The sequence below is a fragment of the Streptomyces sp. NPDC001231 genome, assembly GCF_042896885.1.
Classification (GTDB): Bacteria; Actinomycetota; Actinomycetes; order Streptomycetales; family Streptomycetaceae; genus Streptomyces.
Map to the genome: position 1 here is coordinate 96,188 of NZ_JBIAXS010000029.1, position 11,129 is coordinate 107,316.

Consider the following 11,129-nt stretch of genomic DNA (forward strand, 5'->3'; position numbering starts at 1 on the left):
CAGCTCTCCGGAGTCAACTGCCGCGGGAGCGCCCGGCCAGTGCGAGTCGGGAGGACCCGCGACCACGACTGCCGGCCAGTGGCTGTCCGCCTGAACATCACTCTTCGCACCGGAGTGACCACCCAGCGCCCCGAAAACCGCAACGGCGGAGAAGGCGGCCACAAGCACCGAGCGAAGCATTGTCTTACGCATAGTCGGCTTCGTCCTCACTTGAAAGTCTCCCTTTCCCCCGTCGGATAAGACGATGGCTCATTCCGGCACGTCATGGCCACAGGATCGATGCATCATGTTCCTGCACGTTCAGGACCCTGGGGGGTGGAGATTTCGTGGCAAATCAGACTAAGGCGACGCATCCCCATGCGGTGACCGAACTTTGTGAGGAAGGTGGCCGACTTTATGCGAACGCCCTCCGTCTGGGGAGGATCGGGCGGGCGGATGCCGAAGGCGCCCCCTGCCTCTTGGAGTTCGACCTTCTCCACCCGGATCCGGACGACGCGGACTGGCTGCGCCCGGTGCACCCGTCGGTCGCGCTGGCCGAGCGACTCCACCCGATCGAGCGGGAGATCACGGAACGCCGGCGGCTGTCCATCCAACTTGCGGACTTCTTTGAGCCGTTCCTCGCGCTCAGCGCGCAGTCGGTGACGACCGACCACTCGATCACGGTGCTGGAGGGAGGCACGCGGATCAACGCGGCGCTCAACGCGGCCACGGCCCAGTGCCGCACCGAGATGCTCACCATCCAGCCGAGCGACGACCGCTTCTCCGAACGCAGCCTCACCCAGGGCCTCGAGCGGGACCGGCCGCTGATCGAGCGCGGCGTGCGCATCCGGACCCTCTATCAGCACACCGCGCGCTACAGCCCCGAGAAGCTGGCCTACGTGGACCAGTTGTCGAGCGGGAAGGCCGAGTACCGCACAATCGACGAGGTGGTGGAACGGCTCATCGTGTGCGACGAGACCGTCGCCTTCATCCCCACCCGCGACGATCAGCAAGTCGCTCTGGAACTCCGCCACCCGGGTCTCGTCCGTTACCTGATCAAGGTCTTCGAGTTCATGTGGGGCCGATCGGTCCCACTGAGCGCAGGCGCCCCCTATGAGACCGCGCCCGGCGGCATCAACGACATCCAGCACTCCATAGCCAAGCTCCTCGTCGAGGGCCACGTCGACGAGGCCATCGCTCGCCGCCTCGGAATGAACGTCCGTACCTGCCGGGCCCACATCGCCAAGCTCGCGGCCATCCTCGGCAGCGGCAGCCGCGCCCAACTCGGTTACCTCATAGCCCAGTCGGGGATTCTGCAGCAGAAACACTGAAGCCACAGGGAGGACCGGGGTGGGCCCGACACGTCATCCGGAGCACGGTGCGGAGGACCTGTGCCCAACGGGCGCAGAGTTGTACGAACGCGCCCTGCGGAACGGATGGGTGCGTGCGGGCGAGGCGGACGGGGCCCCCTGTCTCATCGACTTCGGTCTGCTGCACCCGGCCGTCGAGGATCTCGGCCGGCTGGAGCCCGTGGCGCCCGCCGCCGCCCTCCACCGACTGCTGCGCGCTACCGAGGAGCGCATCGCAGAGGAGCGGCGGCGCGAGGATCGACTGGCCCAGACCTTCGAGCCGCTGATGCGCATCGACGGCCGGCGCACCGGGGAGGCGGACACCTCGGCGCTGGTGATCCTCAGCGGTGTCCGCCGGATCAACCAGGCCATCACCGAGGCCATGGCCGAAGCGAGCCAGGAGCTCCTGTGCGTGCAACCACACGCGGGCCTCGTCGGCCGACGCGTCGAGGAGGCCCGGGCCGTGGCGCTGGTGCGCGACCAGGCGCTGCTGGACCGGGGTGGCCGCATCCGCACCCTCTACCAGCACACTCTGCGTCATGTGCCCTCGGTGCCCGCCTATCACGAGCGGTTGACCGGCGACGTCGAGGCCCGCTCCCTCGACGAGGTCACCGCCCGTCTCATCCTCGTCGACCGCCGGGTCGCCTTCATCCCCGCCAACGACGACCGCACGATGGCGCTCGAAGTGCGCCACCCGGCCCTCGTGGGGTACTTCGCAACCACCTTCGACCGGCTGTGGCGGCTGGCCACCCCCATGTACCCACTGGCCGTCCGACAGCCGTCCGCGGACGGCGTCACGCCCCGCCAGCGCGCCATCGCCGGCCTCCTCGTCGAGGGGCACACCGACACCGTCATCGCCGACCGTCTCGGCATGAACGTACGCACCGCCCGTGAGCACATCGCCAAGCTCGCCGCCACCCTCGGCAGCGGCAGCCGGGCCCAGTTGGGCTACCTCATCGGACAGTCGGGAATTCTTGACCCGGAAGCGTGATCGGCCCCGCCACGGCGGTGCGCGGCGGCCCGTCCAGCCCCGCCTGGGCGATGCGCACGCCCAACTGCGTACGGCTGGCCGCGCCCAGCGTCTCCGACAGCCGGGCGATGTGGGCCCGGCAGGTGCGGACGCTGATGCCCAGCCGCTCGGCGATCACCGCGTCCTGGTGGCCCTCGGCCAGCAGCGCCGCGATGGACTGCTCACGGTGGGAGATGCCCTCGATGCCCGTGTCGGGCAGCGGCGCGGTCAGCGGGATCGCCAGCCGCCAGAGCCGTTCGAAGACCGTCCCCAGGTACTCCACCAGCGCGGGATGGCGCAGCTCCAGCGCCATCGTGCAGTCGGCGTTGGCGGGCACGAAGGCGACCGTGCGGTCGAAGAGGATCAGCCGGTCGATCACCTCGTCCAGCGTGCGCGCCTGGACCGCGTCGCCCATCAGCTCCAGGTAGTTGAGCAGCCCCTGGCCGTGCCGGGCCACGTGCGTGTACAGGTCCCGCATCCGCACCCCGCGCCCGCGCAGCGCCAGCGCCCGGTGCAGCCCCTCGGTCAGCTCGTGCTCGCGGCGGATGCCGCCCGGCTGGACGGTCAGCACCTCGGTGGTGCACGCCTCGGTCGCCTCGTCCATGGCCGCCTGGATGCGCGACAGGCCGTCCAGGACCCGGATCGCCGTGCCCTCCACGGCCGTGGCGGACACACGCACCTGGCGGCCCAGTCCGGCGTACCGCTCGACGGCGGCCACCACCGAGCCCACCCGCCGGTGGCTCTCACTGACCTCGTCGTACATCCCGCGCAGCAGCCGGGTCATGACCTCCTGCGGCGCGGTCGGCACCAGGAAGTCCATGTCGTCGGGGTCCGGGTGCAGCAGGGCGAGTTCAAGCAGGCAGGGCACCGGCTCGGCGAGCCGGCGCGGCACCCGGCCCCGTCGTACGGCCCGGGAATACACGTGCTCGCCGGCCTCGCACAGTCGCTCGGCACCGTGTGGATGCTCCGCCGTCCCGTGCCCGGTCATGCCCCATCACACCCCCGGTCTCCGCGTCTTCCGCAGCGCAACTATGCGCGGCGCGGACCGGCTGTGCAACACGGCTCCTACCGGCGCGGCCCCCGAAAACCAGCGGTTTCAACCGGTGTGCACCAGCCTCCAGTTGACGGAACGCGGTATGGCCTGAACCGGCTGTTGAACCCGAACGGGTCATGACCGCACGGGAGTTACTTCAGCAGGCCGATCGCCGTGCAGGCCTCCCGGTACTTCGCGGTGCAGATGTCGGACACCTCGTAGATGCCGTCCTCGATGACCGTGCTCTTGATGTTGTTCTTCGTCAGGGCGACCACGGACACCAACTGGGCCGGAATGTTCTTGTGGGTGGGGCTGCTGATCCGGTCCCGGGTGAGGGAGTCGAACTGGATGTCCTTGCCCTGGACCTTGGCGACCGCCATCTGGGCGGCCGTCTCGGCCTCCGTCGGGTAGGACTTGTACACGCTCATGTACTGCTCGCCGGTGACGATCCGCTGCACGGCGTCGAGTTCGGCGTCCTGGCCGGTGATGGCCGGCAGGTCGGTGATGCCCTCCGCCTTGAAGGCCTTGATGACGCCACCCGCCATGCCGTCGTTGGCGGAGTAGACGGCGTCGATGTTCTCCTTGCCGAGCGAGGCGAGCGCCTGGGCCATGTTCGCCTCGGCGTTCTCGGGCTTCCAGTCCTTGGTGTCGTAGGACTTGGCGATCGTGACCTTCCCGTTGAGCTGCGAGAGCGCGCCCTCCTTGAACTGCTTGGCGTTCGGGTCGGTGGGCGAGCCGTTGATCATGACGATCTTGTCGGTGGTGTCGACGCCGGAACCCAGCGCCTCGAGCAGGGAACGGCCCTGCACCTCGCCGACCAGTTCGTTGTCGAAGGAGATGTACGCGTCGATCGGGCCCTCGGAGAGCCGGTCGTAGGCGATGACCGGGATGTCCGCGTCCTTGGCCTTCTGCACCATGTCGGCGATGGCGTGCGAGTCGACGGCGTCGAGCAGGATGACGTCGACCTTGTTGTCGATCATTCGCTGCATCTGGCTCGCCTGCCGGCCCGCGTCCGCGTCCGCGTTGGCGTACTCGACCTTGCCCTGGTTCCGGGTCAGGGCGGCGACCTTCTCCTTGATGATGGGGTAGTCGAACTTCTCGTAACGGGTGTTGGCCGTCTCAGGCAGCAGCAGACCCACCGTCAGGTCGTTGCCCTTGGTCGGGCTCGCGGCGCTGCTGCTCCCCGAGCCGCCGAGCGCCCCGCAGGCGGCGAGCGAGAAAGTCAGCGTGGGCGCGGCCACGGCCATGGCGATACGACGCATCGAGGTGCTCACTTCTGGTGCCTTCCGGACGAGGGCGCAGCATTGCGACCCAGGTGACTGAAAAGCCAACGCGGAGGCGACCACCGGCGTCAAGCGGAACCACTTAACGAGATGGCAACACAACGCTCCGCTGTGCCTGTGAAGACCTTGCGGAGTCTTGCGGAATCGCCTCCAAACGCCCTTTACGGGCCCCCCACTCGACGGCCGCCCACCGCCGGGCCGAGATCCGTACAACCAACTCCCCGCCGGGCGAGTCATGATCACGGGAGCCCTGCTCCGATGTTCCCGCCACGACCGGAGGACCGAATGAAGCCGGACGGCCGTACCACGGTGACGCCCCTCGTGCTCACCGCCGCCTGCGGGCCGCTCCCGGCGACCGCTCCCGTGTCGGCGACCGTGAACTGCGCCTCGCCCGCCCACAAGCGGCAGTTCTGTGCGAACACCATGTTTTCCGGGCACCACGGTCTTCCACCGGGCCACCGTCGCCTACCCGGACGGGACCGAGTCGGCGCCGGTGGGCACCCACGCGTTCACCCGAGCCGGGGCCGCCGGCGGCACGACGAGGGGCCGGGAGGCTGTACGGCCTCCCGGCCCCTCGTCGTCGCTCGTGTCCGAGTGGTGTCGTGTGTCGCCCGCGGCCGGGTGCGTGTCAGTCCGGCTGCTGCCGCTTGGGCCGCCACACCACCAGCGCGCTTGTCTGCTGGACCTCCTGGTAGGGGACCAGGTCCCGGCGGTAGGAGGCGTGGACGGCGGCCTCGCGCTGCCGCATCGCCGCCGCGGCGCCGTCCAGCGCCGCCTGGAGCTCCACGATCCGGGACTGGAGCGCCGCGACCTGGTTCTCCAGTTCGATGATGCGCTTGATGCCGGCCAGGTTGATGCCCTCGTCCTGCGACAACTGCTGTACCTGGCGGAGCAGTTCGATGTCACGGGCCGAGTAGCGGCGCCCACGACCGGCGGTGCGGTCGGGGGACACCAGGCCCAGCCGGTCGTACTGGCGGAGTGTCTGCGGGTGCAGTCCGGACAGCTGGGCGGCCACCGAGATGACGTACACCGGTGTGTCTTCCGTCAGTTCGTACGGGTTGCGACGGCGGCCGTCCATCTCACTCATGCTCCCTTCGCGGCCTCGAACAGCTCGGCCCGCGGGTCCTCGCCCGCGGTGGCCTCGCGATACGCCTGAAGCGCGTCACGAGCCTTCCCCGACAGGTCCTTCGGGACACTCACCTCCACGGTGACCAGGAGGTCGCCGTGGCTGCCGTCCTTGCGGACCGCGCCCTTGCCGCGGGCCCGCATCGTACGCCCGTTCGGCGTGCCCGGAGGCAGCTTCAGCGTCACCGGCGGACCGCCCAGGGTGGGCACGCGGACCTCGCCGCCGAGGGCCGCCTCGGCGAACGTGACCGGCACGGTGACGGTGAGGTTGTCGCCCCGGCGGCCGAAGACCGGGTGCTCCCCGACGTGCACCACCACGTACAGGTCGCCCGCGGGTCCGCCGCGCTCGCCCGGGGCGCCCTTGCCGCGCAGCCGGATGCGCTGGCCGTCGCTGACCCCGGCCGGGATGCGGACCTGCATCGTCCGGGACGACTTGGCCCGCCCGGAACCCATGCAGACCTCGCAGGGGTTCTCCGCGATGAGCCCGCGGCCCTTGCAGTCCGGGCACGGGTCCGTCAGCGAGAACCCGCCGCCCGAGCCGCGCGCCACCTGTCCGGTGCCGACGCAGGTCGGGCACACCCGCGGTGTGCCGTTCTTGTCGCCGGTGCCCGAACAGGCCTTGCACGGCTGCTGGCTGGACATGCGCAGCGGCACCGTCGCGCCCTCGATGGCCTCCGTGAAGCTCAGCGTGACCTCGGACTCGATGTCCTGGCCGCGCCTGGGCTGGGCGCGCGTGGTGCCCGTGCCGCCCCGGTTGAACAGGCCCCCGAAGACGTCACCGATTCCGCCGCCGAAGCCGCCGCTCCCGCCGCCGCCCTGGGCGCCTCCGAAGAGGTCGCCCAGGTCGAAGTTGAAGGAGCCGCCGCCGGCACCCGGTCCGGGGCGGAAGCCGCCGTTGCCGAACAGGGTGCGAGCCTCGTCGTACTCCTTGCGCTTCTTGGCGTCGCCGAGCACGTCGTTCGCCTCGGAGATCTCCTTGAAGCGCTCCTCGGCCTTGGCGTTGCCCTTGTTGGCGTCCGGGTGGAACTCGCGGGCGAGCTTCCGGTACGCCTTCTTGATCTCGGCCTCGGTGGCGTCCTTGGGGACGCCGAGGACCTTGTAGTAGTCCTTCTCGATGAAGTCCTTGGTGCTCATCCCCGACGTCCCTCCTCTCGTGCGTCGTTTGTTATTACGTCAGCCCTCCTCCGGGCCACCGTTCTCCTTGTCCTCGCCCTGCTCGGCGGCCTGGGCCGTGCCGGACTCCTCGGCCGGCTTGACCGTCTGCGCGCCGGGCTGGGGCTCGGCCACCGCCACCCGCGCGGGGCGGATGGTGCGCTCGCCGATCCGATACCCGGGCTGCAGAATCGCCACGCACGTCGTCTCGGTGACGTCCGGCGCGTACGAGTGCATCAGGGCCTCGTGGATCGTCGGGTCGAAGGGCTCGCCCTCCTTGCCGAACTGCTGGAGCCCGAGCTTCGCCACCACGGTCTCCAGCGACTCGGCGACGGACTTGAAACCGCCCACCAGCTCGCTGTGGTCCCGTGCGCGGCCGATGTCGTCGAGCACGGGCAGGAGCTCGGACAGGATGTTCGCGACAGCGACCTCCCGTACCGCGATCCGGTCGCGCTCGACCCGGCGCCGGTAGTTCTGGTACTCGGCCTGGAGCCGTTGCAGGTCCGCCGTGCGCTCGCCGAGCGCCGTGCGCACCTGGTCCAGCTGGGCCGTCAGAGCGGCCGACTGGTCCGCGTCACCGGCCGGGGCCGCGCCCTTGTCCTGGGCGGCGGCCTGAGCGGCGTCGTCGGAGGTGGTGCCGGAGGCGGCGTCGGACTGCGGCGGAGGCTGCGGCTGATGTTCCTCGAAGCCGGGGGTCTCCTCCGTCACGCCGCACCGTCCTTGCGCTCGTCGTCCACGATCTCGGCGTCCACGACGTCGTCGTCGGCCTTGGCCTGGCCCGCACCGGCGTCACCGGCACCGCCCGCGGCCTGCGCGGCCTGGGCGTCGGCGTACATGGCCTGGCCGAGCTTCTGGGAGACGGCGGCGACCTTCTCCGTGGCGGTGCGGATCTCAGCGGTGTCCTCGCCCTTGAGCTGCTCCTTCAGCTCGGCGACGGCGGACTCCACCTCGGTCTTGATCTCGCCGGGGACCTTGTCCTCGTTGTCCTTGAGGAACTTCTCGGTCTGGTAGACGAGCTGCTCGCCCTGGTTGCGGGTCTCGGCGGCCTCGCGGCGCTTGTGGTCCTCCTCCGCGTAGCGCTCGGCCTCCTCGCGCATGCGGTCGACCTCGTCCTTCGGGAGCGAGGAGCCGCCGGTGACGGTCATCTTCTGCTCCTTGCCGGTGCCGAGGTCCTTCGCCGTGACGTGCATGATGCCGTTGGCGTCGATGTCGAAGGACACCTCGATCTGCGGGACGCCGCGCGGCGCCGGCGGCAGACCGGTCAGCTCGAACATGCCGAGCTTCTTGTTGTACGCGGCGATCTCGCGCTCGCCCTGGTAGACCTGGATCTGCACCGAAGGCTGGTTGTCCTCGGCCGTGGTGAAGATCTCCGAGCGCTTGGTCGGGATCGTGGTGTTGCGCTCGATCAGCTTGGTCATGATGCCGCCCTTGGTCTCGATGCCGAGGGACAGCGGGGTGACGTCGAGCAGCAGGACGTCCTTGACCTCACCCTTGAGGACACCGGCCTGGAGCGAGGCGCCGATGGCGACGACCTCGTCCGGGTTCACGCCCTTGTTGGCCTCCTTGCCGCCGGTCAGCTCCTTGACGAGCTCGGCGACCGCGGGCATACGGGTGGAACCACCGACGAGCACGACGTGGTCGATGTCGCTGACGGAGACGCCGGCGTCCTTGATGACGTTGTGGAACGGCGTCTTGCAGCGCTCCAGCAGGTCGGCCGTCAGCTGCTGGAACTGGGCGCGGGTGAGCCTCTCGTCCAGGTGCAGCGGGCCCTCGGCGGACGCGGTGATGTAGGGCAGGTTGATCGAGGTCTCGGTGGACGAGGACAGCTCGATCTTGGCCTTCTCCGCCGCCTCGCGCAGACGCTGCAGGGCCATCTTGTCCTTGGACAGGTCCACGCCGTGACCGGACTGGAACTGCTTGACCAGGTAGTCGACGACACGCTGGTCCCAGTCGTCACCACCGAGGTGGTTGTCTCCGTTGGTGGCCTTCACCTCGACGACACCGTCGCCGATCTCCAGCAGCGAGACGTCGAACGTACCGCCACCGAGGTCGAAGACGAGGATCATCTGCTCGTCCTTGTCGAGGCCGTACGCCAGGGCGGCGGCCGTCGGCTCGTTGACGATGCGCAGCACGTTCAGACCGGCGATCTCGCCGGCCTCCTTGGTGGCCTGGCGCTCGGCGTCGTTGAAGTACGCCGGGACGGTGATGACCGCGTCCGTGACCTTCTCGCCGAGGTAGGCCTCCGCGTCCCGCTTCAGCTTCTGCAGCACGAAGGCGCTGATCTGCTGCGGGTTGAAGTCCTTGCCGTCGAGGTTGATCCTCCAGTCGGTGCCCATGTGGCGCTTGACCGACCGGATGGTCCTGTCGACGTTGGTGACGGCCTGGCGCTTGGCCACCTCACCGACCAGCACCTCGCCGTTCTTGGCGAAGGCGACGACGGACGGCGTGGTCCTGGCACCCTCGGCGTTGGTGATGACGGTGGGCTCGCCGCCTTCGAGAACGCTGACGACGGAGTTAGTCGTGCCCAGGTCGATGCCGACCGCACGTGCCATGGTGAATTCCTCCAGCTGACTTGAGTGGAACGGACTCAAGTGTGCCCGAGGCTCACCGCCGGGTCAACAGACCTGAGCCGCCTGGACTCAAGTCTTATCCATCCCTTATACGCAAGGGCGCTCTGACCTGCGGTGATGTGGATTGCCGGGGCGGAGGAGGCGGATATTCAAGTTGACGGCGAGGGACCTGAACGCCGGGTGCGCCGGTCTGCTCGTCGTACGGAGCCCTGCCGCGCGGGGCTCCCGGAGCCCCCGCGCCGGACTGCCTCAGAGCACGGAGGGCCCGGAAGGGCTCGGTGCGGGAACGGGCGCCGGAGGCGTCCCCACGCGCGCGTGGCGGTACCCCGGAACCGGACGCGGCGCCACGCGCGCGCGTGGCGCCACCGGCGACGGGAAAGCCGCGGGCAGTCCGCTCCTCGGGCCGCCCGCGGGTGCCGGGCACCCGGGACTGCGTGCGCGTACCGGAACCCGGGGTCTGCGCCCGGGCGCCGTTGAGTTCGGTCTGCCGCCGCGGCGCGTACGCCGGCACCCGCAGCAGCCCGAGGACGACCGCCAGGGCCGCCCCGGCCACCCACAGTACGGCCGTCGGCTCGGCCCAGCCCGTGTGCACCAGCACCCCGACCAGCACCGCGGCGAAGGTGGCGAGGCCGAGCAGGACGGTCGCGCCCGGCGGGGTCGGCCCTAGCCGACGCAGCCGGTGCCCCAGGTGGTCGGGGCCGCGGCGCAGGACGGGACGGCCGGCCAGCTTCCGCGACACGAGGACCAGCACGGCGTCGGCGCTCGCCGTGGCGGTGAGCGCGAACAGCACCGCCACGGTGGAGACCGTGTCGTACCCGGTACGGGTGAGGAGGGCCGCGGAGGCGAGCACGAAGCCGGTGAACAGCGAGCCGCCGGACCCGAACGCGACCCGCGCCGGATGCCAGTTGTGCATCAGGAAGCCGGTGAGGGCGGCGGCCAGCACGCTCAGCAGCACCGCGAGGTCGTCCATCACCCCGACCGCCGCGCACGCGCCCACCCCGAACGCGGTGAGCACTCCCACCGTGCCCGCGAGGCCGTCCGCGTGGTCGAGTCCCCGGAAGGCGGCGGCCACACAGGCGATCCAGGCCACGGCGGCGATCCCGGCCACCGGCCCGATCTCGTCGTACGGCACCACGCAGGCCGCCGCGAGGGCCGTGCCGACGAGCAGGAACGGCGTCTTCAGCCGCCATACGTCCGCGGCGGTCCCGAGCACGGCGACCGCCGCGCCCGCGGCGAGCAGCCTGCCCACCCCGTCGCCCAGCGGGGCGGTGCCCGTCCAGCCGCCGGCCGCGGCGACCAGGCAGGTGCTGAGCACCACGGCGAGGCCGCCGAGCAGCGGCAAGGGGCGTCCCCGCCTCCTGCGGTCGACGAGGCCCAGCCGGAGCGCGAGCACTCGGAGCAGCGCCGAGAGCAGGGCGGCGAGGAGGAGAGCGGCGATGGCAGTGGCGATCCCGTATAGCACGGTTCTTAAATTAGGGGTATATGGGGCGATTGGGTGCGAATAACACGATCGGAACACGACTGGATTCCCGGGCGGCCCCCGGCACCCCCCGGACGGCCCTCAAGAGGGCTCGCAGCGATCCAGATCACCCCGCGCCCGGCTGCATTGCGACAGATGATGGGGGTAGT

Annotated in this window: 9 protein-coding genes; 2 read left to right on the forward strand and 7 right to left on the reverse strand. The window is 70.2% G+C overall.

The window, feature by feature from the left end; translation table 11 throughout:
* Window positions 1-308 precede the first annotated feature (308 nt).
* Together ACFY3J_RS30120 and ACFY3J_RS30125 are read left to right on the forward strand one after the other, a co-directional pair.
* Window positions 309-1,310, forward strand: a complete 1,002-nt coding sequence (locus tag ACFY3J_RS30120; RefSeq protein WP_384175067.1) for a helix-turn-helix transcriptional regulator — start codon at window positions 309-311, stop codon at window positions 1,308-1,310.
* A 19-nt stretch (window positions 1,311-1,329) separates the two neighbouring features.
* On the forward strand, window positions 1,330-2,319 hold the full coding sequence (locus ACFY3J_RS30125; protein WP_384174696.1) for a helix-turn-helix transcriptional regulator: 990 nt from the start codon (window positions 1,330-1,332) through the stop codon (window positions 2,317-2,319).
* On the opposite strand, the gene ACFY3J_RS30130 is transcribed toward ACFY3J_RS30125, so the two are convergent.
* The 7 genes from ACFY3J_RS30130 to ACFY3J_RS30160 form a co-directional block, all read right to left on the reverse strand.
* On the reverse strand, window positions 2,282-3,325 hold the full coding sequence (locus ACFY3J_RS30130) for a LuxR C-terminal-related transcriptional regulator (RefSeq protein WP_384174694.1): 1,044 nt from the start codon (window positions 3,323-3,325) through the stop codon (window positions 2,282-2,284). The two genes, ACFY3J_RS30125 and ACFY3J_RS30130, sit on opposite strands and share 38 nt — an antisense overlap.
* Window positions 3,326-3,522: 197 nt before the next feature.
* On the reverse strand, window positions 3,523-4,632 hold the full coding sequence (locus ACFY3J_RS30135) for a sugar ABC transporter substrate-binding protein (protein ID WP_384175065.1): 1,110 nt from the start codon (window positions 4,630-4,632) through the stop codon (window positions 3,523-3,525).
* Window positions 4,633-5,281: 649 nt separating this feature from the next.
* The gene (locus tag ACFY3J_RS30140) at window positions 5,282-5,731 is read right to left on the reverse strand and encodes a heat shock protein transcriptional repressor HspR (RefSeq protein ID WP_384175063.1); all 450 of its coding nucleotides are present in this window, start codon (window positions 5,729-5,731) and stop codon (window positions 5,282-5,284) included.
* Window positions 5,732-5,736: 5 nt separating this feature from the next.
* Window positions 5,737-6,912 (reverse strand): molecular chaperone DnaJ, encoded by a 1,176-nt coding sequence (dnaJ, locus tag ACFY3J_RS30145; protein WP_384174691.1) that lies wholly within the window; start codon window positions 6,910-6,912, stop codon window positions 5,737-5,739.
* Between the two features lie 39 nt (window positions 6,913-6,951).
* Window positions 6,952-7,638: a nucleotide exchange factor GrpE gene (grpE, locus tag ACFY3J_RS30150; protein WP_390842134.1), complete on the reverse strand. Its 687-nt coding sequence runs from the start codon at window positions 7,636-7,638 to the stop codon at window positions 6,952-6,954.
* On the reverse strand, window positions 7,635-9,482 hold the full coding sequence (dnaK, locus tag ACFY3J_RS30155) for a molecular chaperone DnaK (protein ID WP_225077047.1): 1,848 nt from the start codon (window positions 9,480-9,482) through the stop codon (window positions 7,635-7,637). Before dnaK ends, grpE begins: the two co-directional genes overlap by 4 nt.
* A 94-nt stretch (window positions 9,483-9,576) precedes the next feature.
* Entirely contained in the window at window positions 9,577-10,962 is a 1,386-nt protein-coding gene (locus tag ACFY3J_RS30160) for an undecaprenyl/decaprenyl-phosphate alpha-N-acetylglucosaminyl 1-phosphate transferase (RefSeq protein WP_390842135.1), read from the reverse strand.
* Between the last annotated feature and the right edge of the window lie 167 nt (window positions 10,963-11,129).